Genomic DNA, 23,172 nt, shown 5'->3' on the forward strand with positions numbered 1-23,172 from the left:
ACCATCCGGATCGCCTTCGAGGGTCTGGGCCGGGGGACCGGGCGATGTGTCGCCGGTTTATTCGGGCGAGGACGTCGCTGACGAGGGGGTGGTTCAGTACACGGAATGAAATTCAGTCGGGGATAGCCCTGCGGGCCGAACGTTGTTGCCTCGACAGGGGGGGCGACTTTCATTAACCTTTGATCAGTGATCGGGACGGCGTTGAGTCGCGCCGAAGCCATTCCGGACCGCTTCTGGTCCGGAAGGTGCCGGTCTCTTATTACGGTTCAGGGGTGCGATCATGCTGCTGTTGTCCAAAATTGACCGGGCTCTTTCAGGTGGAGCCGGCCGTGCCGCCCGGGCCCAGAACGGGCGCGACGCGGTTGACGATGTCATGGACGGGGCCGCTGTCGAGGCGGCGTCGGGTATCATCGGCGAACGCCATGAAGCCATTCAGGACAGCCTGTCCCAGCTGGCCGACCTGGCCGAGAAATTCCGCACCTTCGAACCGCTTCTGGCCGATATGCGCCAGCCGCTGGCTGAAGAGTTCCAGGCGCGCCGCGACGCCCATATCGAACTGATCAACCTGCGCACGACCCATCTGGAGATGGGGGAGCGGGTCGAGGTCCTGACCGCCGAAAACCGTGAACTGAAGACCGCCATCGCCAACGCCGAGGCCCGGGTCGAGGAGCTTCAGGCCCTCGGCCAGGAGCAGGCGAGCAGCATCCAGGAAGCCCGGCTGGAGCTGGACCGGCTGCGTAACGCCCTGTCCCAGTCACAGACCCGGGCGGAAACGCTCGAGGCGACCGAGCGCACCAACGGACAGCACATCCGGGAACTGGAACAGGACCAGGACAACCTGCGTGCCCAGATCCACGCGCTCGAGGCGGCGCGCACGGAAAACGAGGCGGCACGCACCCAGCTCGGCCGTGACTACAGCCTGGCGTCCGATGAGAACGAGGTGCTCAAGCGCCGCATGGAAGAGGTCGCGATCGAGGTGGCCGGTCTGGCCAGGGCCGCGACGTCGATGGAAGGCCAGCTGGCCAGCGAACGTGCCCGCGCCACGGCCGAGCAGGCCGAGAGCGTCCGGGCCCTGCGCGGCATGGAAAACCAGGTCGAGGCCGCCCGGTCCGAGGCGACGGCCCTGGCCGCGCGGCTCGAGACCCTGTCGTCGCGGTCCAGCCGGCTGGACACCCTCAATGCCGATCAGGCCGGTCGTCTGGTGGAATTGCAGGCGACGGCACAGTCCGCCGAGCGCCGCAGCGAGGAAATGCAGACCGCGCTGGAGCGGGCAATGGAGCGTATCCGCGGCATGGAGGCGGCCGCCGAGGAGTCCCGTCAGCGCCATACCGGTATGGAGGCTGCCCGTCTGGCCGCCGTCGATCGCGCCGAGACCCTGTCCCGCTCGACCACCGCCCAGGAAAAAGCCCTGGCGCGAAGCGAGGAGCGGGTGGCGAAGCTGCAGACTCGTCTGAGCAACGCCCAGGCAGCGCATCAGGATCAGGTTCAGACCCTGACCGAGCAGGTCGCGACGCTGCGGGCCGAGCTGGAGGGGGTTCGAGCCGATTCCGCCATAGCCACGGCGGCGCTCGACCTGGCCCGGCGTGAGCGCAGCGGTCGCGAGTTCGACGCGGACGCGGCCGAGGACGCGGGCATGTTCCAGGCCAAGGCCGGATAGGCACGCCGCTGCAGCCGTAGGGCACCGGAGCAAGGTCGCCTGCCAGCCCTTGCGATTCGGCGGGGTCGGGCGGCTGCGAATGTTCCGGCGGGCACGTCGGCAAGCTTCACCTTGTCCAAACCGGCGAAGCGGTTCTAGATTGTGGATTCGTCAGTTAACGGAGCGAATTCCATGATCGATTTTAGCCTGTTCTGGCCTGTGGGCGCGGCCATGGTCGCCGGTGGCCTGATCGGGGTGGAGCGGACCTATCATGGCCATCCGGCCGGATTCCGGACCCACATCCTGGTGTGTATGACCTCGTGCCTGCTGATGCTGGCCGCCATGCACCAGAGCTCGTGGAGCTTCACCTCCCTGCCCGGACAGAACGTCGTCATCGATCCGACCCGGATGGCGCACGGCCTGCTGACCGGCATCGGCTTTCTGTGCGCCGGGGTGATCTTTCGCGAGGGGTTTTCGGTCAAGGGGCTGACCACGGCGGCGTCGCTGTGGGTGACCTCGGCGATCGGGGTGCTGTACGGCGTGGGTATGCTGCAACTGGCCCTGATCGGGTCGGTGGCCACCCTGGCGGTGCTGGCGATCCTGCGACTGCTGGACGCGCAACTGCCCCATATCGGGGTGCTGGACGTGCATCTGCGCTGGATCCGTGGCGCCGCTCCGGACGAGGCCGCCGTGCGCGTTCTGCTGTCCGAGAATGGTCTGAAATGTATGCAGATCGGCCATGTTCTCAGTCCTGACGGTCAACTGCACGAGCATCACATCAAGGCGCGAGGGCAGATGCCGCTGGACATCGACTCGCTGGTCCGGCGGTTTTCCACCAGTGCCAGTCTGGCCGGATTTTCGGTCATACCGCGCGACAATTGAGACCACGGAAACGCTGGTCATTGTTCGGTAACCGCGTTTGAGGCATGAATGGAACGAATGACGAACGTTCCGATTCCCGCTGCGACCCGGATACTGGGTCTGGACCCCGGTCTGCGCCGTACCGGCTGGGGCGTGATCGTGGCCGAGGGGTCGCGGCTGCGCTGGGTCGCGCACGGGGTGGTCACCCCACCCGAGGGCGCGCCGTTCAGTGACCGGCTGCTGCATCTGCTGGAGGCGGTGGGGGAGGTCTGTGCCGCCCACGGCTGTGACGAGGCGGCGATCGAGGAGGTGTTCGTCAATATGAACCCGGCCTCGACCCTGAAACTGGGGCATGCGCGGGCAGCGGTGATGCTGGCTCCGGCGCGGGCCGGGCTGAGCGTGGCTGAGTACGCACCGAACCTGATCAAGAAGGCGGTGGTCGGGGCCGGTCACGCCGACAAGAGCCAGATCGCCTTTATGGTCAAACGGCTGCTGCCGGCGGCGGGGGATGTGAAGGCCGATGCGGCCGACGCCCTGGCCGTGGCCATCACCCATGCGCAGCTGCGGCGGCTGAAGCTGCTTATTCCGCCCCCGTTGGGGGCGGGGGACCGCGAAGCGGTGGTGGAGGGCGCTCCGCGCCACCGTGTCGGTGGTGAGCCCCCTCCGTCACGGCGCGAAGCCACGCCGCGCCACCTCCCCCAATGGGGGAGGAGCAGATGATCGGCCGTCTCAGAGGCATGCTGGCCGAGGTCGAGGCGGACCACTGCCTGATCGACTGTGCCGGGGTGGGCTATGTCGTGGCCTGCGGGGCGCGGACGCTGCAGCGGCTCCCGGCCCCGGGCGACGAGGCCACTCTGCACATTGAGTCCAGCTGGTCGGCCGAGAACGGGCCGCGCCTGTACGGCTTCCTGACCCGTGACGACCGGCGCGCCTTCACCACATTGACCGGCATCCAGGGCGTGGGGCCCAAGGCGGCGCTGAGCGTGCTGGACGTGCTGCCGCCGGCCGAGCTGGCGGCGGCGGTGGCGCGTGATGACAAGGCGGCTGTGGCCCGGGCCAATGGCGTCGGTCCCAAGCTGGCGCTGCGTATCGTCCTCGAACTGAAGGGCAAGTCGCTGGGCGAGGTCAGCTTCACGCCCGGTGGGGCGGGGGGGCATGCCGAGGTCGTGGCCTCGCTGCCCAGCGTCACCGGTGAGGCGGTCTCGGCCCTGCTGGGTCTGGGTGTGGCCGAGGTCAATGCGCGCCGTGCGGTCGATCAGGCCCTGACGCGGCTGGGCGAGGACGCTGATCTGTCGGCGGTGATCCGCGCGGCCCTGCAGGAGCTGGGGCGGTGACGGACGAGCGCATTATTTCGGCCGAACCGGCCCCCGGCGAACCGCATGACCGGGCCCTGCGGCCGCAGGTGCTGGCGGATTTCGTCGGTCAGGAACAGGCCAAGGGCAATCTGAAGGTGTTCATCGAGGCGGCGCGCGGGCGCGGCGAGGCGATGGACCATGTGCTGCTGTTCGGACCGCCGGGACTGGGCAAGACCACCCTGGCCCAGATCGTGGCGCGCGAGCTGGGCGTCGGATTCCGTACCACCTCGGGGCCGATCCTGGCCAAGGCCGGGGATCTGGCGGCGATCCTGACCAATCTGGAACCGCGCGACGTGCTGTTCATCGACGAGATTCACCGGCTGGCCCCGACGGTGGAGGAGATCCTCTATCCGGCGATGGAGGACCATGTGCTGGACCTGATCATCGGCGAGGGGCCGTCGGCGCGGTCGGTGCGGATCGACCTGGCCCCGTTCACCCTGGTCGGGGCGACGACGCGGGCCGGGCTGCTGGCCACGCCGCTGCGCGACCGGTTCGGCATTCCGCTGCGGCTGGAATTCTATACGGCCGAGGAGCTGATGCGGGTCATCAGCGGCGCGGCGCGCAAGCTGGGCGTGGGCATGACCGACGACGGCGCGCGCGAGATCGCCGGCCGGTCGCGCGGGACGCCGCGGGTGGCCGGGCGGCTGCTGCGGCGGGTGCGCGACTTCGCCGGGGCCGAGGGGGCGGCGACCATCGACGGACGGGTGGCGGCGCGGGCCCTGGCGCGGCTGGAGGTCGACGAGGCGGGGCTGGATTCGCTGGACCGGCGCTTCCTGCGGGCCCTGATCGAGAACTACGGCGGCGGGCCGGTGGGGATGGACACGCTGGCGGCGGCCATCGCCGAGGCGCGCGACGCGGTCGAGGATGTGATCGAACCCTATCTGCTGCAGCAGGGCTTCATCCAGCGTACGCCGCGCGGGCGGATGGCCTGTGCCCGGGCCTATGAGCATCTGGGCCTGACCGCGCCGCCGGCCGGACCGGAACAGGGCGGTCTGTTCGGCGGAAAATGACGCAAGGCAGGGCCTTCACCCCGCCGGCAAAGCCGGTCATGCTGGGGCTTCGGACGGAGGCGGCATGCGAAGACGGGCGATACGGATCGACAGGCTGATCGCGGTGCTGGGTTTTGCGGTTCTGCTGCTGGGGGGCGGTATTCTCTGGGGCATTAGCCGCGGCGATGGCTTCGGCCCGCGCGAGACGGTGGCCGTCCGTGTGCAGCGGCAACTGGTCGAGCGCCACCCCGGGCTGCAGCCTTTCTATATCGAGCCGGGGCGGACTGACGGGGTGGTGTGCGGCTATGCAGGGGTCGACCGTCGGGTCGTGACGGACATCGCCGTGCCTCCGGGATGGAAATTCATATCGCGCCGGAACCGTATCCTCTTTGATTCAGACCCTCTGCCCGCCGAGTTTTCGAGCATGTTCGCTGCCGAGTGCCCGGGCTTTCCGGAATCGCCGCCTGCCGTGCGCGTCCAGTGATTGATTACCCATGACCGACTCTCCCACCGCCGGCCGGTTCGACGGGCGCGATCATCTGCTGCCTGTGCGGGTCTATTACGAGGACACCGATTTCACCGGTCTGGTCTATCACGCCAACTATGTCCGCTATCTGGAGCGGGGGCGGTCGGACTGTCTGAGGCTGATGGGGATCGGTCACGCCGACCTGCTGGACGGCGATCAGCCGATGGCCTTTGTGGTTTCGACCCTCGAGCTGAAATTCCACAAGCCCGCCCGGATCGACGACGCCCTGGTGGTGCGCACCAGCTATGATGCGGTGAAGGGGCCGCGCCTGCTGATCTCGCAGACCGTGGAGCGCGGCGACGACGTGCTGTGCCGGGCCGAGGTGGTGGTGGTGTGTATCCATATGGACGGGCGACCCCGCCGGCCGACACGGGCCCTGATCGACAAGGTCGGGCCGTGGCTGGCACCAGAAGCTTGACCGTTCACGATCCTGTCAGGTGTATGCAGGTGACGGCTCGGCTAGAGGCCTCTAGACCCGGGGCATATGCCATACAAAGGTCACGCCTGCCCGCTGGATAGGGCGTGAACCGCGCGAAGGATCGAATGCATGACCGTGCCTGCCGACGCCTCGATGATAAACCCTGTCGAGCTGTTCAGGACCGCCGACTGGGTGGTGAAGGTCGTGATGGTCGGCCTGGGGATCGCATCCCTGTGGTCTTGGACCATCATCATCGACAAGGCGTTCCGGTACACACGCCTGAACCGTCTGGCCGAAGCCTTTGAGCGGGAGGTTGCCTCCGGGCGTCCGCTGGAGGAGATCGCCAATCGCGCCGGACCCGAGCCGGCCCATGCCCTGCCGCGCATGCTGGTCATCGCCGTGACCGACTGGCGTGAAGCCCGGGCCCAGGGCCCGTTGACCGAGGGGCAGGGCAATATGCTGATGGCCCGGATCGACCGGGCGCTGGACGCCACGATCGCGCGTGAAGGTCAGCATATCGAGGAGGGGCTGGGCGTGCTGTCGGTGGTGGCGACCTCTTCACCCTTCATCGGCCTGTTCGGCACGGTCTGGGGCATCATGAATGCCTTCGACGCCATCGCTACGGCCGGAAACACCAATCTGACCACGGTGGCCCCGGCCATCGCCGAGGCCCTGTTCGCCACGGCCATCGGTCTGGCGGCGGCCATTCCGGCCTATATCGCCTACAACAAATTCTCGATCGACGCGGGCAAGTTCACCGGCCGGCTGGAGAGTTTCGCCGATGACCTGCAGGCCGCGGTGGCGCGGCGTCTGGGCGGCTCAATCCCGCCCGCACCGGCACCGGCTGTCGACACCAGCTTCAGCCGGGGCGTCTGACCCATGGCGATGGGTGGTGCCGGGGGCGGCGGACATGTGCGGGGACGGCGGCGGGCGCGCAAACGGCCGCTGAGCGAGATCAACGTCACGCCGCTGGTCGATGTGATGCTGGTGCTGCTGATCATCTTCATGATCTCGGCCCCGCTGCTGACCGTCGGGGTGCCGGTCGAGCTGCCCAAGACCGAGGCCAGCGCGGTCGAGCAAAGCCACGAGCCGGTCAGTATCTCGATCGATCGCAACGGTGCCATCTATGTCGCGGAAACCGAAACCCGCTGGGACGATCTGGCGCTGCGCGTGGCCGAGGCGGCCGGCGAGACCGGGCGCGAGACCCCGGTGTTCATCCGCGCCGACGGTGCCGCTCCCTATCAGGCGGTGGCCCGGGTGATGGCCCGGTTGAGCGCCACGGGCTTTTCCAAGCTGAACCTGATCACCGATACGGCCCCGCAGGCCAGCGCCGCGGCCGACCCGGAGGGCTGACGCCTTGCGCCGGCCCAGCCTTGCCATTGTCGGATCCATCGCCCTGCATGCGGGGGTGATCGCGCTGGCCTTCGTGTCGTTCAGCCGCAAGGACGACCTGACGCCGCTGGTGTCGTCGGTACCGGTGACGATCGTGTCGGACATGGTCATCGCCGCTGCGGCCCCGGACAATCCGGCCGAGACCCCGAACGATGAAGACGCCACCACCGCCCCGGTGAACGAACCCGTTCCCCCGGAGCCCGCTCCGCCGGAACCGCAGCCGCCGTTGCGACCGACCCCGCCCCTGCCCCGACCGGCACCGACGCCGACACCGACGCCGCCACGGACCCGTCCGACGCCTCCGGCCCCGACTCCGCCGCGCCCGGCCCCGCGCCGCGAGGAGCCCAGCCTCGATCTTGACGCCCTGGCCGGGGCCCCGCGCACCGCGCCCACCCGTGGCCGGACCCCGCCGACCGGCCAGACCGGCAGCGGATCGGCGTCGCAGGCGACCGGGCCGCAATCGACGGCCTTCTTCAACCAAGTCTATGCCAACTGGACTCTGCCCTGTGACGTCCCCGGGGCCAATGAACTGCAAATTCGGGTCAAGGTGACTATCGCCCGCGACGGGCGGATCACCGATGGACCGACCTTGGTGTCGCCCCGGTCGGACCCGGTCTATCGGGCCGCCGCCGATGGGGCCCTGCGGGCCCTGCGCCAGACCGCACCGTTCGATGTACCGTCCGGGTTCGAGGGGGGAGAGTTCCCACTGGTGTTCAACACCGAACGCGCCTGTCGGGGGCGATAGGATCGACGACGGGCGGGCGGCAGTCCTTGCCGACCGCAAAGTCGCCCCATTCAGGCGGATCACTGGCCTTCGGTGTCCAGTCTGGCGATAAGGACTGACCTAACGTGAATTTGCGGGAGCCCATCATGCGTCTCAAACGACTTCTGGCTACGGTTGCGGTCCTGGCCATGGCGGTGCCGCTGGCGGCCCAGGCACAGACGCCGGCACGGCCGGGACAGCCGGTCGAGGTCGAGATCGACCAGGGCGTGCTGCGCCCCCTCCAGATCGCTGTTGTGCCGTTCGCGGGCCAGTACGGGGCCGAGCTGTCGGGCGTGGTGCGCGGGGATCTGCGCCGGTCGGGCTATTTCGAGCCACTGGATCCGGCCGGTTTCGTCGAGACCGGCCTGACCCTGGCCAACGCCCCGAATTTCCCGCAGTGGACGGCGATCGGGGCCCAGGCCGTGCTGTACGGCAGCGTCACGCCGCGACCCGACGGACGCAACGACGTCGGCTTCCGCCTGTATGATCCGTACCGCCAGTGCCAGCTGGTCAGCTATCAATTCACCGCCACACCCGAGCAGTGGCGGCGGATCGCGCACAAGATCGCCGACGTCGTCTATCAGCGCATGACCGGGGAATCGGGCTTCTTCGACAGCCGGGTCATCTTCGTGGCCGAGAGCGGCACCCAGCTGAACAAGCTGAACCGTCTGACCATCTCGGACCAGGACGGCTACAATCCGGTGTTCCTGACCCAGGGCGACGAAGTGATCATGTCGCCGCGCTTCTCGACGTCGGACCCGGACCAGATCACCTATGTGGCGCTGGGCCGGGATTACAGCCGTATCTATCTGTACAATCTGTCGACCGGGCGTCGCGAAAGCCTGGGCGAGTTCGACGGCCAGGTGCTGGCCCCGCGCTTTTCCAACGACGGATCGCGTATCGCGTTCTCGATCATCAAGGGCGGCAATACCGATGTCTGGGTCATCAATCTGCGGACACGGCAGCTGTCACGCCTGACCTCGGATCCCGGCATCGACACCTCGCCCTCGTTCAGCCCGGACGGGTCGCAGATCGTGTTCAACTCGGACCGCACCGGCACCCCGCGCCTGTATGTGATGCGATCGGACGGCTCGGGCCAGCGCCCGATCTCGCGCGGCGGCGGCATCTATACCTCGCCGGCCTGGAGCCCGCGCGGCGATATGATCGCCTTCACCAAACAGTCGGGCGGGCGGTTCTCGACCGGGGTGATGAACACCGACGGCTCGGGCGAGCGTCTGCTGTCGTCCAGCTATTTCGAGGAGGGCCCGTCGTGGGCTCCGAACGGCCGGTATGTGATGTTCGCGCGGCAGGCCCCCGGCGGCGACGCCCGGCTGTGGACCGTGGACCTGAGCGGACGGGTCGTGTCCCAGGCGGGCTATGCCGGGCGCGGCTCGGATCCGGCCTGGTCCCCGTTGCTGGACGGCCCGCCTTCGAACATAGGCTTCGGCCAGGGGCCCGACAGTTGTCCGAACTGAACCCGGTGTGGGTTTGGAGCCATCCGCTCAACTGTTCGTTATCGTGGCTGGTGAATTGGCTGGTGTAACCGTAGCAGTCGATTATAGCCCAGCTTGAGACTTTCCAGTCAGTTCAGATTCAGGAGACGACCCGATGAATACCTCGACCCTCATGCGTCTCGCCCTCGTCGGCGTTGCCGTTACTGCCATGGCCGCCTGTGCCCCGCGTCGCCCGGTCGAAGGTTCGGTGCCGACTCCGGCTCCTGCAGGACCGCAATATCCGACGGCCCCGACCGGACCGGTCAGTGGTGGAAACGTCGGTGCACCCGCGGCCGGCTCGGAGCAGGACTTCGTCGTCAACATCGGCGACCGGGTCTATTTCGACCTCAACATGTACCAGATCCGTCCCGAGGCCTTTGCCCGTCTCAACGCCCAGGCCCAGTGGCTGCAGCGTTATCCGCAGGTGACCGTGCGGATCGAGGGCAATGCCGACGAGCGTGGCACGCGCGAGTACAATCTGGCCCTGGCCGCGCGTCGTGCCGAGTCGGTACGCAACTATCTGGTCGAGCGCGGCATCCCCGCCGGCCGTATCGACACCATCAGCTACGGCAAGGAGCGCCCGATCGCTGAAGGGTCGAACGAGGAAGCCTGGGCCCGTAACCGCAACGCCCATACGGCGATCGTTTCCGGCGCGCCGCGCTGACGTTAAGGACCCTCTCCGTCGCACTGTGACGGGGAGGGCCGCCTTGCGGCTGCCGCAAAACGGTGGGACCGTTGATCCATGATGTTGAAGCCTGAACTGTTCCGCTCGAAGAAGGTCGTGCTGACGGCCGTCGGCCTGGCCCTGATCGCCGGGACGACCTTCGCCCAGTCCGCCTCCAATGAGCCGATCCAGTGGGACAAGCGCCGGCTGGAGCAGCTGGAGCGCACGGTGCGCCGTGTCGACCGGGCCCTGAACCAGGCGAGTGCCGCGGGCGAGCCCTTCATCCTGCAGACCGACCCCGAGGTCGTGGCCCTGCAGGGGCGGGTCGCGACCCTGGATCGTCGGCTGGATGATCTTGAGGCCACCCTGCAGCGGGTCAACGGTGACGTCGAACGCCTGACCTTCCTGGTGGATGAGACCGGTCGCGACAATGCGGCCCTGCGCTCGCGTCTGACCGATGCCGAGCGCCGGCTTAAGGCCATTGAGGACGTCGCCCGTGCCGAGGCGGAGCTGAATGCGCCGATCACATCCAACTCCCCGACCGGAGACGCCGCCCAGGATCTGGCGGCGGCCGTGCGTCTGGCCGGAAACGATGCCGCCCGCGGTGGCCGCGCCCTGGAGACGGTAGTGGTGACCTGGCCCGATACGCCGCAGGCGCGCGAGGCCAATCTGCGGCTGGGCGATCTCAGAACCGCCGCCAGTGATCATGCCGGCGCGGTCCAGGCCTATGCCGCCGCACTGAGCGGCTGGCCGCGTACGGCCTGGGCGGCTGAAACCACCCTGAAATTGGCAACGGCCCTGGAAGTCCTCAACCGCGACACCCAGTCCTGCGGGGCCCTGGGCGAATTTACCCGGCGCTATGCCGAAGGGGCGACCCCCGCGCTGCGGGCCCGGGCGGCCCAGATCAAAACCCGCGCCGGGTGCAGCTGACGGACCTGACAGCCGAAGCGACGACGGCCGGAGAAGGTCTGTCTGCGCGGGTGTTCGACCGGCTGGACGCGCGACTCGAACATGAGGTCGAGCGGCCCGTGGCCGTCGCCCTGTCCGGGGGCGGGGACTCCATGGCCCTGCTGGATCTGGCCGGCCAGTGGGCCGGGCGGCGCGGACGCCGGTTACTGGCGATCACCGTCGATCATGGACTGAATCCGGACAGCGGGCGCTGGAACCGGCTGGCAGCCGAGGCCGCGGCCGTGGCCGGCGCGGACTGGCACGGTGTGCGCTGGACCGGACCCCGGCCAGTGACGGGCCTGCCAGCCGCTGCCCGCGCGGCTCGACATGCCCTGATCGCCGATGCGGCGCGCGCGGCCGGGGCCCGGGTGGTCCTGTTTGCCCATACATTGTCGGATGTCGCCGAGGCCGACTGGATGCGGGCGCGGGGCTCGACCGTGGGCAAGGTCCGGGTCTGGTCGCCGTCTCCGGCCTGGCCCGAGGGACGGGGCCTGATGTTGTTGCGACCCCTGCTGTCCGAGCGCCGGGAGTCGATCCGTGCCTATCTGGGTGCGCGCGGACTGGGCTGGGTCGAGGATCCGGGCAATGTCGATATCCGGTTCGGGCGCAGCCGGGCGCGACAGGCGCTGGCGAAAACAGGGCCGGGGGTGGTGACGCCCGTGCCGCCCGTGCGCCGGATTTCCGGGCGGATGCCAGTGGTGACGACGGCAGGCATGGTCACGGTGACGAGAACGACAGGTCTGCGGGCCCTGGCCGCGGCGGCCGTCTGTGCCGGCGGCGGTTCACGACCCCCGCGCGGCACGCGGCTGGACGGGCTGGCGGTGCGGCTGGTGGCCGGCGAAGACTTTACCGCTGTGATGTGTGGGGCGCGGATCGTGGCGCAGGGCCGGAGTGTGACCCTGATGCGCGAGGCGGGGGAGTATGGACGACGGCCGGTTCCACCGCTTGTGCTCAAACCCGGGATTCCCGCCGTCTGGGACGGGCGGTATGAGCTGACGGCGGCCGCGGCGGGCTGGCAGGTCGTGGCGGCGGCCGGACGGCTGGCGTCCCTGTCAGCCGACGATCGCAGGCGTCTGGACCGTTTGCCGGCTGCGGCGCGGGGGACTGTACCTGTCCTGATCCGGGATGGCGGAGGTGCGCCGGTTCTTGCAGGGAAGGCGGGGATCGAAGTGCGGGCGCTGGTCGGGCAAAGACTGGCGCTGGCTCTGGACCAAACGACGCATGAAACGGGACTCGGTGACGCGCTGCATGGCGCAATGGCTCGAGACCTCCTATTTTCAGGCTGACCTATTCCCGACCGGTGCGGCGTCCCTGCTGAACCGGCCCGCAAGACGAGTGACCGAGGACCGCATGAACCTTCGCAACATGGCCGTTATCAGCGCCATCTTCCTGGGCCTTCTGGCCGTGACCGTTCTCGCGCAACGCGGCGGCGCGCTGTCCCCCGGTGTCGCAGGCGAGGCTGCCGCCAAACCGGTCGTTATCAACTATTCGCAGCTGGTCACCGCTGTGGAAGGTGGACAGATCACCGAGGCGCTGGTCAAGGGTGACGAGATCACCGGCACGCTGAAGGACGACAGCAAATTCGTCACCACCACCCCCTATCCGAATCTGGAACTGGTCGAGTCGATCCGGGCCTCCGGCGCGCAGGTCGACGTCAAGACGATGAAGTCGCCGTGGTGGATGGGCGCGCTCAGCCTGTTGCTGCCCGTCGGGCTGATCATCGTCTTCTGGCTGTTCATCATGAACCGGATGCAGGGCGGCGCGCGCGGGGCCATGGGCTTCGGCAAGTCCAAGGCCAAGCTGCTGACCGAGCACAAGGGTCGCAAGACCTTTGACGACGTGGCCGGGGTCGATGAGGCCAAGGAGGAGCTGTCCGAGGTCGTCGAATTCCTGAAGGACCCGGGCAAGTTCCAGCGTCTGGGCGGCAAAATTCCCAAGGGGGCGCTGCTGGTCGGACCTCCGGGTACCGGCAAGACACTGCTGGCCCGCGCCGTGGCCGGGGAGGCGGGCGTGCCCTTCTTCTCGATCTCGGGGTCGGACTTCGTCGAGATGTTCGTCGGCGTCGGTGCCAGTCGCGTGCGCGACATGTTCGAACAGGCCAAGAAAAACGCGCCCTGCATCATCTTCATCGACGAGATCGACGCGGTCGGCCGGCATCGCGGGGCCGGGGTCGGCGGCGGCAATGACGAGCGCGAACAGACGCTGAATCAGCTGCTGGTCGAGATGGACGGCTTCGAGTCCAATGAAGGCATCATCCTGATCGCCGCCACCAACCGGCCCGACGTGCTGGACCCGGCGCTGCTGCGGCCCGGTCGTTTCGACCGTCAGGTCGTGGTGCCCAATCCCGATGTGGTGGGGCGCGAGAAGATCCTGCGCGTCCACATGAAGGATGTGCCGCTGGCCGCCGACGTGAATGTGAAGACCATCGCGCGCGGCACGCCCGGCTTCTCCGGGGCCGATCTGGCCAATCTGGTCAATGAGGCGGCCCTGACGGCGGCCCGCAAGGACCGGCGCATGGTCACCCACCGCGACTTCGAGGACGCCAAGGACAAGGTCATGATGGGGGCCGAGCGCCGCTCGATGGCGATGAACGAGGAAGAAAAGCGGCTGACCGCCTATCACGAGGGCGGGCATGCCATCGTCGCCATCAACGTCAAGATGGCCGACCCGGTGCACAAGGCGACCATCGTGCCGCGCGGCCAGGCCCTGGGCATGGTCATGCAGCTGCCCGAGGGTGACCGCTATTCGATGAAATACCAGCAGATGGTTGATCGCATCGCCATCATGGCCGGCGGTCGTGTCGCCGAGGAGCTGATCTTCGGCAAGGAGAACATCACCTCGGGCGCATCCTCGGACATCCAGCAGGCCACCAAGCTGGCGCGCCGCATGGTCACCCAGTGGGGCTTCTCCGATGTACTGGGCACCGTCGCCTATGGCGAGAACGAGCAGGAAGTCTTCCTCGGCCATTCGGTGGCGCGTAGCCAGAACGTCTCCGAGGAGACCGCGCGGATCATCGATGCCGAGGTCAAGAAGCTGGTCACGTCCGGTTGGGACGAGGCGCGCAAGATTCTGAAGAAGAAGGCCGGCGACCTCGAGAAGCTGGCCCAGGCCCTGCTGGAATACGAGACCCTGTCGGGCGACGAGATCCGCGATCTGCTGGAGAAGGGCATCGCCCCGAACCGCGACGAGAGCAGTTTCCCCGTCGCCGGGCCTTCGGTCTCGGTGCCGATCACGCCCGTGACCGAGGCCGCGGCGGAGACTGTGCCGACCGTCCACTGAGTCCGGTTCGACCTACAGAAGGGCGCGCGGCCGGTTCGCGCGCCCTTTTCGCGGAGCTTTGTGTTTGTGTTACAAACCAGTCTGTGATTTATTGTTCAGGTTGAACCCATACCGCGTATCCGAGGGACGAAGCCGGATGAGTATCTCTGACCTGGGCCGGATCGACGACCTCATCCATGGTCGGATGCGGCTGGGAATCATGGTCTATCTGTCCGACGCTGGAAGCGCGGAATTCACGCGTCTGAAGACGGTGCTGGCAACGACCCAGGGCAATCTGTCGATGCATCTGAAGAAGCTGGAGGCGGCCGGCTATGTCGCGGTCGTCCGACGGTTTCAGGATAACCGGCCGCTGACCCGGGTGACGATCACCGACCGGGGGCGGTCAGCCTTCGGGGCCTATCTGGAGGCCCTGGCCGGACTGATCGGCGGAGGCAGCCAATGACCGCGATCACCGTCACGCCGGATCGGCCCCGCGTCATGGGGATCGTCAATGTCACGCCCGACAGTTTCTCGGACGGGGGGCGGCTGGCCACGGTCGAGGCGGCAGTGATGCACGGGCTGCGACTGGTCGAACAGGGGGCTGACATCCTCGACATCGGCGGCGAGAGCACGCGGCCGGGAGCCGCGCCGGTCAATGCCGCTGAGGAAATGGCCCGGGTCCTGCCGGTGATCGCCGGGCTGCGCGCGCACTGGGCCGGGCCGATCAGCATCGACACGATGAAGCCTGAGGTGGCTCGAGCGGCGGTCGCGGCGGGGGCGACGATCTGGAACGATGTGACGGCCCTCGGTGGGGCCGACAGCGCGGCGGTCGCCGCCGAGCTCGGCTGCACCGTGGTGCTGATGCATATGCAGGGCGAACCCCGGACCATGCAGGCCGATCCGCGCTATGACGATGTGGTCGCCGAGGTGAGCGACTGGCTGACGGCGCGGGCGGCGGCGGTGATGGCGGCCGGAGTGGCGCGCGAGCAGATCTGGCTGGACCCGGGTCTCGGCTTCGGCAAGACGCCGGCGCACAACCTGGCCCTGACGGCCGGGCTGGAGCGGCTGGTGGCGACGGGCTTTCCGGTGTTGTTCGGGGCCAGCCGCAAACGGATGATCCAGACGATCGATGCGTCGGCGGTCGAGGCCGGGGACCGGCTGGGCGGGTCGCTGGCCCTGGCCCTGGCGGCCGCGCAGCGCGGCGCGGCGGTGATCCGGGTTCATGATGTGCGCGAGACGGTCCAGGCCCTGACGGTGCAGGCGGCGGTGAGCGCGGGCTTGCCCGGCGGGCCGGCCTGACGCATCTGACGGGGATGGCTTCCGTCCCTGCTCCATCTCCCGGCCGAGTCCTGATCATCGCCGGTTCCGATTCCGGCGGCGGGGCCGGGCTGCAGGCCGACATCAAGGCGGTGACGATGCTGGGCGGCTATGCGGCCACGGCTGTGACCGCGATCACCGTGCAGAACACCCTGGGCGTCCATGGCGTGCATCCGCTGCCGCTGGATTTGATCGAGGCCCAGGCGCGGGCGGTGCTCGACGACATCGGCACCGATGCGATCAAGACCGGCATGCTGGGCACGGCCGAGGTGGTCGAGCGGGTCGCGGCCATTCTCGACACATCGGACGCCCCGGTGGTGGTCGATCCGGTGATGATCGCCAAGGGCGGGGCCCCGCTGTTGCAGGCGGCGGGCATCGCGGCGGTCCGGTCGCTGATGGTGCCGCGCGCGGCGCTGTTGACGCCCAATGCGCCCGAGGCTGAGGCCCTGACCGGGCTGGAGGTGCGAGATATGGACGGCCAGCGGCGGGCCGGGGAGGCCCTGCTGGCGCTGGGGGCGAAGGCGGTGCTGATGAAGGGCGGCCATGTGCCGGGCGAGACGGTCATCGACCTGTTGCTGACGGCAGATGGTGAAACGGTGATGGAAGGGCCGCGTCTGGATACCCGCCACACCCACGGTACCGGCTGCACCCTGGCCAGCGCCTGCGCCGCCGGACTGGCCAAGGGGTTGTCGCTGGAAACCGCCGTGGCCGAGGCCCGGGCCTATGTGTTCGAGGCCATCCGTCGCGCGCCGGGTCTGGGCGGCGGGCACGGACCGCTGGACCACGGTTGGCCGCTGAGGGACCGCACATGAGCGATCTGGAGAGAAAGCTGGCGGCGGTCGTTCGGGATAGTCCGCAGCTGATGCAGGTGCTGACGACGGTGCGCGGGCTGGGCCTGCCGGACTGGCGGGTGTTCTCCGGGGCCGTCTATCAGGCGGTGTGGAATGCGCAGACGGGGCGGCCGGTCGGCTATGGCATCAAGGACTATGACCTGGGCTATTTCGACCCGGACACCAGCTGGGACGCCGAGGACGTGGTGATCAAACGCGTCGCCGCCGCCTTCGAGCCGCCGCTGCGGGATCTGGTCGAGGTGCGCAACCAGGCGCGCGTGCATCTGTGGTTCGAAGAGAGGTTCGGCGAGCCGTACGACGCCCTGCCTGACACCGACACAGCCCTGTCGCGCTTTGTCGCCCCGGCCTTCGCCGTCGGCGTGCGGCTGGAGGCCGATGACACGATCAGCGTCGCCGCGCCGTTCGGGCTGGAGGATGTGTTCTCAATGACCCTGCGGCCCAATCCGCTGCGGGGCGTGGCGCGCGGATGGCAGCGGACGGTGGAGAATGCCCGGGGTCGCTGGCCGGAGTTGACGGTCGTGAAGCCCTGATGGCGGCCCCGTCGAAACAGCCTGGCGTGAGTGGATCGTAGATTGAGAGATAACAGTATGAACGTTCATCCTCTGACCGCTCTGATGGCCGAATGGCTGCCAGATTGCGATTTTGCCGTGCTCAATCATGGCTTCGTCACGCACGGGCGAGACTATCAGCTCATAATTCAGGACTGCATAAGCGGAAGGCCGGGAACACATCGGCTAACATTCACGCATGTGGTTAGAGCGGACTGCCAAACGGCCCTGGCCCCGTCGGGTTGGTCGACCTCATGGGATGACGTCTTCCTCGACTGGGAGCGTTCTAAGGATATGGACGGCTATATATGGGGAACCAACTGGTCAAACGCCTACCCCGGCATCACTGCTTTGAATGATGACGCTGAAGCCAGTGATTGGGGAAGGCAGATCGGGCGGCCAATGTATGCGGCGACGCTTGAGACCGACCGGTTCAAATTGCGATTGATTTTTCACGCCGTCCGGTCGGAGAAGATCGATGATGACAGCTCGCTGATCCGGCAGGTCATTATTCCGCTGAAGGCATGACCCGGCGGCCCAACATGTTACGGGGCGTGTCTCGAGGTTGCTGGCCCGAGGTCACCATCGTCCAACCGCAAGGACCCGCCTGATGCGCCAGTGGACCGTCGATGCCTTCGCCTCCGCCCCCTTTCGGGGCAATCCGGCCTGTGTGGTCGAGCCGTTCGAGGTCTGGCCCAAGGCCGGCTGGATGCAGGCGCTGGCGATGGAGAACAACCAGGCCGAGACCGCCTTCCTGCGGCGCACGGCGGACCCGGCGCGGTTCGATCTGCGTTGGTTCACCCCGGCGACCGAGGTCGATCTGTGTGGACACGCCACCCTGGGCGCGGCCCATGTGCTGCTGGCCGAGCTGGGATCGACGGCCGCGCGGCTGACCTTCGACACCCGGTCGGGGCCGCTGATGGTCGAGCGGCGGGGCGACGGCTATCAGATGGACTTTCCCGCCGATCCGCCGCGGCGCACGGCGGTGCCCGAGGGGTTGGTCGAGGCGCTGGGGGTGGGGCCGGTCGAGGTGCGGGCCGGGCGTTATCTGGTGGTGGTGCTGGCCGATGCGGCGGCGGTGCGGGCGGTGACGCCGGACTTCCGGCGGCTGGCGACCATCCGGGGCGAGGCGGGCGAGGCCGGCCATGTGATCGTCTGCGCTCCGGCCGATGCGGGCGACGGGGTCGATGTGATCGACCGCTTTTTCGCCCCGGGCTGCGGCGTGGATGAGGACCCGGCCACGGGCTCGGCCCACTGTCTGTTGGGACCGATGTATGCCGAGCTGCTGGGACGACCGGTGGTGCGCTTTCTGCAGGCCTTCCCCGGGCGCGGCGGCGAGATCGAGACCGAGGCGGCGGGTGCGCGGGTGCTGATCCGCGGTCAGGCCGTGACCGTGCTGGACAGCGTGATCCGGACCTGACCACGGACAAGGGCGCGACCCTTGCGGAGCGCGCCCTCATCATCCCGGGAGGATGGCCGGTGTCTAGTGCGGGCGACCGTTGCGGTCGTTCCGCTGGTTGTGATCGATCCGGTCATGGCGTTCATGCTGATCGTTGCGGTCGTAACGGTCGTTGCGACCATTGCGGTTGTAGCGGGTCTCGCGGTCACGACGCTCGTAGCGGATCTGCGCCGACAGGCGGTCGAAGCGGCGATCCAGGTCGGCCATTTCCTGACGGCTCAGGCCGTTGCGGCGATAGCGCGACTCGAGCCGGGCGATGTTGTTGAACTCGCGACGCAGGCTCATCGCCTCGCGCCGGGTCAGCTGGCCGTTGCGCACGCCGACGTCGATACGACGGTCGAGATTGGCCTGGCGCCGGTTGATCGCCTGCCAGCCCGACTGGTCGTAGCCGCGGTTGTAGCCGGAATTGTAGCGCGAATTGTAGCCCGAGTTATAGCCATAGCCGGGGCTCGAGCCGATGCTGATGGTGAAGCCGGATTGCTGACGGGCATGACCGTACGACTGGGCCATGGCGGGAACCGCGACCGAGGCCGCTGCCAGGACGAGGGCGGGGAGAAATGCTTTCTTGATCATCAGGTCGGTCCTTCCGTTTGTCGCAGGCCGGGGAGGGCTGCGTTGGATTAACCATGCACCTTTGCCGCTGAGCCTGACCTGAACAGCCCGGGTCATTTTCAGTTCATGTCCCGGGACGTGGTCAACGGGCGCTCCTGTTGAGGAACGGACTGCCCATGACGGTTAATTTTCCCTAGAGTGGACGTTCAGCCGCCGTTCAGAGGCTGGGGCCTAGACCAATCTGCATGAACCGCATCCGTATCCTTGTTCTCGCCGTCCTGATGACCGCCGCGCCGATGGCCGATGCGGCCGCCCAGTCGCGCGACCGTCAGGAGCAACCGCGTGATCGCGGGGCCCAGCAGGAGGAAGATCAACGGATCAGCCTGGCCGAGGCCGAACGTAGTGTCCGGTCGGGTCGAAACGGCCGCTATCTCAATGCCAACTACAGGGGCAATGTTATTGTGGTGCGCTGGGCCTATCCGGACGGCCGGATTGCCGACATTACCGTGGACGCGCGCAGCGGCCGCATCATTGGAGAACGCTGAATGCGCGTGCTGCTCGTCGAAGATGACGTTGACCTGTCCCGTCAGCTGAAGGGCGCGCTGGGCGATGCCGGCTATGCGGTCGATCATGCCGCTGACGGCGAGGAGGCACATTTTCTCGGCGACACAGAACCCTATGACGTGGTGGTGCTGGACCTGGGCCTGCCCAAGATCGACGGCGTGTCCGTGCTGGAGCGCTGGCGCCGCGACGGCAAGACCACGCCCGTGCTGATCCTGACCGCTCGTGGGGCGTGGTCCGACAAGGTCGCCGGCTTTGACGCCGGGGCCGACGACTATCTGACCAAGCCGTTTCACACCGAGGAGCTGCTGGCACGGCTGCGGGCCCTGCTGCGGCGTTCGGCCGGTATCGCCTCGGCGACGCTGGCCTGCGGTGACCTGCGACTGGACCCGCGCGCGGCCCGGGCCAGCGTCGGCGGCGAACCGCTGCGTCTGACCTCGCTGGAATACCGGCTGCTGCACTATCTGATCATGCACCAGGGGCGGGTTATCAGCCGGACGGAGCTGGTCGAGCACCTGTACGATCAGGATTTCGATCGCGATTCCAACACCATCGAGGTGTTCGTCGGCCGCTTGCGCAAGAAGATCGGGGCCGACCGGATCGAGACGGTGCGCGGTCTTGGCTACCGGTTGACGCCGCTGGCCGGTGAGTCCGACGCGGCGTGATCGCGAATTCATGACAGACACCGGGGGGGACGAGTCGGCCGAAGCGGTCCTGAAGCGGTCCCGGGGCCACTGGTTCGGCCGCACGGAACGGTCGCTGACTCGCCGTCTGATCTGGCTGGCCTCGAGCTGGATCCTGATCGCCCTGGTCCTGACCGGACTGGTTCTGACCTCCCTGTTCCAGGAATCCGCGCTGCGGCGCCTGGGCAGTACGCTCAGCGACACGATCGACGAGGTGGTGGTGGCCTCGAATGCGACCGCCGATACCGTGGTCACGGCCGAGATCAAGGATGCCCGGTCATTGCGGCCCCTGTCGGGAAAATACTGGGCGGTCGCCGAACCGGGCGCGGACGGACACCTGACGGTGCTGGTGCGATCGGAATCGCTGACGGGGTCTGACCTGATCGTACCCGCCGACCTGCCGGAGCGGCTCGCGGGGGCTTTTGGCCAGACCATCACCTACAATGCCGACGGCCCGCGCGGTGAGCCATTGAGGGTCGCCGCCAGCATGAAACAACTGCCCGGTCGTACCCGGCCGGTGGTGTTTATGGCGGGGATCGACCGGTCCGACGTCGAGGCCGATACCCGCCAGTTCGCGGCGGTGACCTGGGTGGCCCTGGCGTTGATGGGTCTGGGACTGGTGACCGCCGTGTTCGTCCAGGTGAAATTCGGACTGCGTCCCCTGTTCGAACTGCGAAATGAAATCGCCGACGTCCGCAAGGGCAAGGCGGCCCGCATCGAACAAACCTATCCCCTCGAAATCCAGCCGCTGGCCGATCAGGTCAACCGTCTGCTGGACCACAATCAGGAGACGGTGGAGCGACAACGCACCCATGTCGGCAATCTCGCCCATGCACTGAAGACACCCCTGTCGGTGATGCTGGCGGAGGCGGGAACCGCCAGCGGCGGCTTGCCGGACATGGTGCGACGCCAGACCGAGATCATGAAGGCCCAGGTCGATCACCACCTGCGGCGCGCGCGCGCGGCGGCGCGGGCCCAGTTGATCGGAGAACGGACCCCGATCGGCGAAGTTCTGGACGAGCTGGCCGTGATGCTGGAGCAGGTGTTCGAAACCAAGGGAGTCGAGATCGACTGGCGTGCGCCTGATGACCTCGTTTTTCGTGGCGAGCGGCAGGATCTGCAGGAAATTCTCGGCAATCTGATGGAGAACGCCTGCAAATGGTCGCGACGTCGCGTCCGGATCACGGCCCATGCCAACGCGGCACAATCCGGCCAGATGGTTGTTGTGGTCGAGGATGACGGCGAGGGCCTGCCGGCAGAACAGCGCGATGAGGTGCTCAAGCGCGGAGCCCGGCTGGATGAGAGTGCGCCCGGGTCCGGGCTCGGGTTGTCCATCGTCGATGATCTGGTGCGCGCCTATGACGGGCGGTTGACCCTGGCGGCCAGTTCCATGGGGGGACTGAAGGTGATGCTGGATTTACCGGCGGCCGAGTCCTGACGTAGAAACCTCAGGATATTCCTGTCGGGAAGTGGATATTAACCCTATCCCGTGAGGTTGGGGTAAACGAGGCCCGATTCCGGGGCCGCGGGACGTCGGAATGGCCGATCAGGCGATTATTCAGAGTGTCATGGCACCGCTGATTGAGCGGTGTGCGGACCCCATGCTGGCCCAGCTGGCGAAGGCCGTCGCCACCATGCCGGGTGAGCGGGCGCGCATGCTGTCGGACATGCTGGCGGAGGAGGTCCATGACCGCCGCCTGCGCAATATCGTTCTCGCGCCGATCGTGCCCATGTTTTACCCGCGTTCGGATGGCATCGAGTCGCTGATCTTTCCAGCCGGAGTCCTGCCCCGTCTCTGGAAGATTGCCAGTAATCGTGAACCGGCCCTGCTGCATCGCATCGAGGGAGATGATCCCAGTGCAGTGATCGTTGCGAACCGGATCTGCGTGGCCGCCGCCGCCGCCGTGCGCGACCAGCCCGACGTCGTCTGGCCACCCGAATTGTCGTCGCCCGAAGCGCGCGAGCAGGGGCTTGCGGAACTGGCCGCCTGTCTTGATCTCTGCCACCTGGCCCGGCAGGGGCTGGAGTCCCTGGATGGCTGGTTGACTCGTCCGGACGGCGACCAGCTCGCCGAGTTGCGGCTGCTGATCCGTGACAGCGCCAATGTGATGCCGGATGGCGGACAGCGCATTCTGGAAATTCTGTTCGCGCATCTGCTGGATGCCGTGATGATTTTGCGGATCGTGACCCAGACGTCCGGTGCCGCCGGACGGGAGTCCTTTCTCAGCGCCTCTGAACTGGCCGGGTTCGTGGATCGACTGATCGTGGGTGTGACGCAGCGCGTGGAACGAGTGGGGGCCTATAAGCCATCCGGCGGGTCGGTTCAGGACGTGATCAGAGACGTGAACTGGTGCGCAGGTGTCCTGGCAGAGCTGGATGCGACCCTGGAACTGGAGCCCGGCAGTGTCTGGGGTCGGTCCGCGCGCCATGCCCGTGTGGCCATATCCAAGACGCTGAACGCTCTTTTGCGGACCAGTGAAAAGATGGTCGACAAGGCCCTGCCGCTCGTTCGGGTGACGATCACCGGTCGAATGACGCGCCAGGCTCCGAAGCTGGACGCACCGCTCGACAGCGAAGCCATGAAGGATGCCCGCAAGCTGCTGCATCTGGTCGGTGCGGTGCGGGGAGCGGCGGCCATATTCGGGTGTGAGTCCGAGCGCCGGCAATTGATTGACGCCCTGATGCAGCGGCTGAGCACCTATGCCGAGGAAGCGTTCGTCGCGGTGAACAGCGGTGAAGGTGACAGCAAACATGTGCTCAAACTGATCGGGGTATCGGCAGAGTTCCAGATGCTGATTGGCGAGAAGAGTTCCGCCATCGTCCTGCGGCGTCGTGTGACCGTCGCGTCGCGGACCGCCATGATGGCCCGGACCCCTGACGTCCTGATCTGAACCACTG

At 67.5% G+C, this 23,172-nt stretch carries 25 protein-coding genes and 1 pseudogene; 25 read left to right on the forward strand and 1 reads right to left on the reverse strand.

Annotated elements, in window-relative coordinates:
- The first annotated feature begins 280 nt into the window (after nt 1–280).
- From AAC050_RS09240 to AAC050_RS09340, 21 genes and pseudogenes are all read left to right on the forward strand, one after another.
- On the forward strand, nt 281–1,657 hold the full coding sequence (locus tag AAC050_RS09240; protein WP_339914791.1) for a hypothetical protein: 1,377 nt from the start codon (nt 281–283) through the stop codon (nt 1,655–1,657).
- Nucleotides 1,658–1,828: 171 nt separating this feature from the next.
- Nucleotides 1,829–2,518 (forward strand): MgtC/SapB family protein, encoded by a 690-nt coding sequence (locus AAC050_RS09245; RefSeq protein WP_339914792.1) that lies wholly within the window; start codon nt 1,829–1,831, stop codon nt 2,516–2,518.
- 57 nt (nt 2,519–2,575) lie between these two features.
- A pseudogene (gene ruvC / locus AAC050_RS09250) lies at nt 2,576–3,064 on the forward strand (crossover junction endodeoxyribonuclease RuvC); the annotation flags it as partial.
- A gap of 149 nt (nt 3,065–3,213) precedes the next feature.
- Nucleotides 3,214–3,831: a Holliday junction branch migration protein RuvA gene (ruvA, locus tag AAC050_RS09255; protein WP_339914793.1), complete on the forward strand. Its 618-nt coding sequence runs from the start codon at nt 3,214–3,216 to the stop codon at nt 3,829–3,831.
- Complete coding sequence (gene ruvB, locus AAC050_RS09260) at nt 3,828–4,862, forward strand: Holliday junction branch migration DNA helicase RuvB (RefSeq protein ID WP_339914794.1); 1,035 nt, start codon at nt 3,828–3,830, stop codon at nt 4,860–4,862. The genes ruvA and ruvB overlap by 4 nt, the downstream gene beginning before the upstream one ends.
- A gap of 64 nt (nt 4,863–4,926) precedes the next feature.
- Nucleotides 4,927–5,325, forward strand: a complete 399-nt coding sequence (locus AAC050_RS09265; RefSeq protein WP_339914795.1) for a hypothetical protein — start codon at nt 4,927–4,929, stop codon at nt 5,323–5,325.
- Nucleotides 5,326–5,335: 10 nt separating this feature from the next.
- The gene (gene ybgC / locus AAC050_RS09270) at nt 5,336–5,785 is read left to right on the forward strand and encodes a tol-pal system-associated acyl-CoA thioesterase (protein WP_339914796.1); all 450 of its coding nucleotides are present in this window, start codon (nt 5,336–5,338) and stop codon (nt 5,783–5,785) included.
- Between the two features lie 129 nt (nt 5,786–5,914).
- Entirely contained in the window at nt 5,915–6,661 is a 747-nt protein-coding gene (gene tolQ / locus AAC050_RS09275; RefSeq protein WP_339914797.1) for a protein TolQ, read from the forward strand.
- A 3-nt stretch (nt 6,662–6,664) separates the two neighbouring features.
- Nucleotides 6,665–7,138, forward strand: a complete 474-nt coding sequence (locus tag AAC050_RS09280; protein WP_339914798.1) for an ExbD/TolR family protein — start codon at nt 6,665–6,667, stop codon at nt 7,136–7,138.
- Nucleotides 7,139–7,142: 4 nt separating this feature from the next.
- Complete coding sequence (locus AAC050_RS09285; RefSeq protein ID WP_339914799.1) at nt 7,143–7,922, forward strand: hypothetical protein; 780 nt, start codon at nt 7,143–7,145, stop codon at nt 7,920–7,922.
- 125 nt (nt 7,923–8,047) lie between these two features.
- The gene (tolB, locus tag AAC050_RS09290; RefSeq protein ID WP_339914800.1) at nt 8,048–9,415 is read left to right on the forward strand and encodes a Tol-Pal system beta propeller repeat protein TolB; all 1,368 of its coding nucleotides are present in this window, start codon (nt 8,048–8,050) and stop codon (nt 9,413–9,415) included.
- A gap of 133 nt (nt 9,416–9,548) precedes the next feature.
- On the forward strand, nt 9,549–10,097 hold the full coding sequence (gene pal / locus AAC050_RS09295; protein ID WP_339914801.1) for a peptidoglycan-associated lipoprotein Pal: 549 nt from the start codon (nt 9,549–9,551) through the stop codon (nt 10,095–10,097).
- Between the two features lie 78 nt (nt 10,098–10,175).
- Entirely contained in the window at nt 10,176–11,027 is an 852-nt protein-coding gene (locus AAC050_RS09300; RefSeq protein WP_339914802.1) for a tol-pal system protein, read from the forward strand.
- On the forward strand, nt 11,018–12,331 hold the full coding sequence (gene tilS / locus AAC050_RS09305) for a tRNA lysidine(34) synthetase TilS (protein WP_339914803.1): 1,314 nt from the start codon (nt 11,018–11,020) through the stop codon (nt 12,329–12,331). Before AAC050_RS09300 ends, tilS begins: the two co-directional genes overlap by 10 nt.
- A 64-nt stretch (nt 12,332–12,395) precedes the next feature.
- The gene (gene ftsH, locus AAC050_RS09310) at nt 12,396–14,324 is read left to right on the forward strand and encodes an ATP-dependent zinc metalloprotease FtsH (RefSeq protein ID WP_339914842.1); all 1,929 of its coding nucleotides are present in this window, start codon (nt 12,396–12,398) and stop codon (nt 14,322–14,324) included.
- 136 nt (nt 14,325–14,460) lie between these two features.
- On the forward strand, nt 14,461–14,766 hold the full coding sequence (locus AAC050_RS09315; RefSeq protein ID WP_339914804.1) for a transcriptional regulator: 306 nt from the start codon (nt 14,461–14,463) through the stop codon (nt 14,764–14,766).
- On the forward strand, nt 14,763–15,602 hold the full coding sequence (gene folP / locus AAC050_RS09320; protein ID WP_339914805.1) for a dihydropteroate synthase: 840 nt from the start codon (nt 14,763–14,765) through the stop codon (nt 15,600–15,602). The genes AAC050_RS09315 and folP overlap by 4 nt, the downstream gene beginning before the upstream one ends.
- A 14-nt stretch (nt 15,603–15,616) precedes the next feature.
- Complete coding sequence (thiD, locus tag AAC050_RS09325; RefSeq protein WP_339914806.1) at nt 15,617–16,432, forward strand: bifunctional hydroxymethylpyrimidine kinase/phosphomethylpyrimidine kinase; 816 nt, start codon at nt 15,617–15,619, stop codon at nt 16,430–16,432.
- Complete coding sequence (locus AAC050_RS09330; protein ID WP_339914807.1) at nt 16,429–17,001, forward strand: nucleotidyltransferase family protein; 573 nt, start codon at nt 16,429–16,431, stop codon at nt 16,999–17,001. The genes thiD and AAC050_RS09330 overlap by 4 nt, the downstream gene beginning before the upstream one ends.
- Nucleotides 17,002–17,058: 57 nt before the next feature.
- Nucleotides 17,059–17,547, forward strand: coding sequence for a hypothetical protein (locus AAC050_RS09335; RefSeq protein WP_339914808.1), 489 nt, complete (start codon nt 17,059–17,061; stop codon nt 17,545–17,547).
- 82 nt (nt 17,548–17,629) lie between these two features.
- On the forward strand, nt 17,630–18,439 hold the full coding sequence (locus AAC050_RS09340) for a PhzF family phenazine biosynthesis protein (RefSeq protein WP_339914809.1): 810 nt from the start codon (nt 17,630–17,632) through the stop codon (nt 18,437–18,439).
- 63 nt (nt 18,440–18,502) lie between these two features.
- Here AAC050_RS09340 and AAC050_RS09345 read toward each other — a convergent pair whose 3' ends face one another.
- The gene (locus AAC050_RS09345) at nt 18,503–19,051 is read right to left on the reverse strand and encodes a hypothetical protein (protein WP_339914810.1); all 549 of its coding nucleotides are present in this window, start codon (nt 19,049–19,051) and stop codon (nt 18,503–18,505) included.
- A gap of 224 nt (nt 19,052–19,275) precedes the next feature.
- Between AAC050_RS09345 and AAC050_RS09350 the strand changes: the two genes are divergently transcribed.
- The 4 genes from AAC050_RS09350 (at nt 19,276) to AAC050_RS09365 (ending at nt 23,165) form a co-directional block, all read left to right on the forward strand.
- Complete coding sequence (locus AAC050_RS09350) at nt 19,276–19,575, forward strand: hypothetical protein (protein WP_339914811.1); 300 nt, start codon at nt 19,276–19,278, stop codon at nt 19,573–19,575.
- Nucleotides 19,576–20,256, forward strand: coding sequence for a response regulator transcription factor (locus tag AAC050_RS09355; protein ID WP_339914812.1), 681 nt, complete (start codon nt 19,576–19,578; stop codon nt 20,254–20,256).
- A 10-nt stretch (nt 20,257–20,266) separates the two neighbouring features.
- A complete protein-coding gene (locus tag AAC050_RS09360) occupies nt 20,267–21,712 on the forward strand; it encodes a sensor histidine kinase (protein ID WP_339914813.1) in 1,446 nt (481 codons plus the stop codon).
- Between the two features lie 100 nt (nt 21,713–21,812).
- Nucleotides 21,813–23,165 carry a hypothetical protein gene (locus AAC050_RS09365; RefSeq protein ID WP_339914814.1) on the forward strand — a complete coding sequence of 451 codons (1,353 nt, stop codon included), beginning with the start codon at nt 21,813–21,815 and terminating at the stop codon, nt 23,163–23,165.
- Nucleotides 23,166–23,172 lie beyond the last annotated feature (7 nt).

This window comes from uncultured Brevundimonas sp., from assembly GCF_963974615.1.
Lineage (GTDB): Bacteria > Pseudomonadota > Alphaproteobacteria > Caulobacterales > Caulobacteraceae > Brevundimonas.

Bases quoted from the DNA above. Each gene is read 5' to 3' on its own strand.
- AAC050_RS09300 (WP_339914802.1), top strand. From the start codon at position 10,176: ATGATGTTGAAGCCTGAACTGTTCCGCTCGAAGAAGGTCGTGCTGACG.
- ybgC (WP_339914796.1), top strand. From the start codon at position 5,336: ATGACCGACTCTCCCACCGCCGGCCGGTTCGACGGGCGCGATCATCTG.
- AAC050_RS09350 (WP_339914811.1), top strand. From the start codon at position 19,276: ATGAACCGCATCCGTATCCTTGTTCTCGCCGTCCTGATGACCGCCGCG.
- AAC050_RS09335 (WP_339914808.1), top strand. From the start codon at position 17,059: ATGAACGTTCATCCTCTGACCGCTCTGATGGCCGAATGGCTGCCAGAT.
- AAC050_RS09355 (WP_339914812.1), top strand. From the start codon at position 19,576: ATGCGCGTGCTGCTCGTCGAAGATGACGTTGACCTGTCCCGTCAGCTG.
- AAC050_RS09365 (WP_339914814.1), top strand. From the start codon at position 21,813: ATGGCCGATCAGGCGATTATTCAGAGTGTCATGGCACCGCTGATTGAG.
- AAC050_RS09245 (WP_339914792.1), top strand. From the start codon at position 1,829: ATGATCGATTTTAGCCTGTTCTGGCCTGTGGGCGCGGCCATGGTCGCC.
- ruvA (WP_339914793.1), top strand. From the start codon at position 3,214: ATGATCGGCCGTCTCAGAGGCATGCTGGCCGAGGTCGAGGCGGACCAC.
- AAC050_RS09340 (WP_339914809.1), top strand. From the start codon at position 17,630: ATGCGCCAGTGGACCGTCGATGCCTTCGCCTCCGCCCCCTTTCGGGGC.
- AAC050_RS09315 (WP_339914804.1), top strand. From the start codon at position 14,461: ATGAGTATCTCTGACCTGGGCCGGATCGACGACCTCATCCATGGTCGG.
- AAC050_RS09345 (WP_339914810.1), bottom strand. From the start codon at position 19,051: ATGATCAAGAAAGCATTTCTCCCCGCCCTCGTCCTGGCAGCGGCCTCG.
- tolQ (WP_339914797.1), top strand. From the start codon at position 5,915: ATGACCGTGCCTGCCGACGCCTCGATGATAAACCCTGTCGAGCTGTTC.
- folP (WP_339914805.1), top strand. From the start codon at position 14,763: ATGACCGCGATCACCGTCACGCCGGATCGGCCCCGCGTCATGGGGATC.
- pal (WP_339914801.1), top strand. From the start codon at position 9,549: ATGAATACCTCGACCCTCATGCGTCTCGCCCTCGTCGGCGTTGCCGTT.
- tolB (WP_339914800.1), top strand. From the start codon at position 8,048: ATGCGTCTCAAACGACTTCTGGCTACGGTTGCGGTCCTGGCCATGGCG.
- thiD (WP_339914806.1), top strand. From the start codon at position 15,617: ATGGCTTCCGTCCCTGCTCCATCTCCCGGCCGAGTCCTGATCATCGCC.
- AAC050_RS09265 (WP_339914795.1), top strand. From the start codon at position 4,927: ATGCGAAGACGGGCGATACGGATCGACAGGCTGATCGCGGTGCTGGGT.
- AAC050_RS09280 (WP_339914798.1), top strand. From the start codon at position 6,665: ATGGCGATGGGTGGTGCCGGGGGCGGCGGACATGTGCGGGGACGGCGG.
- ftsH (WP_339914842.1), top strand. From the start codon at position 12,396: ATGAACCTTCGCAACATGGCCGTTATCAGCGCCATCTTCCTGGGCCTT.
- AAC050_RS09240 (WP_339914791.1), top strand. From the start codon at position 281: ATGCTGCTGTTGTCCAAAATTGACCGGGCTCTTTCAGGTGGAGCCGGC.
- AAC050_RS09330 (WP_339914807.1), top strand. From the start codon at position 16,429: ATGAGCGATCTGGAGAGAAAGCTGGCGGCGGTCGTTCGGGATAGTCCG.
- AAC050_RS09360 (WP_339914813.1), top strand. From the start codon at position 20,267: ATGACAGACACCGGGGGGGACGAGTCGGCCGAAGCGGTCCTGAAGCGG.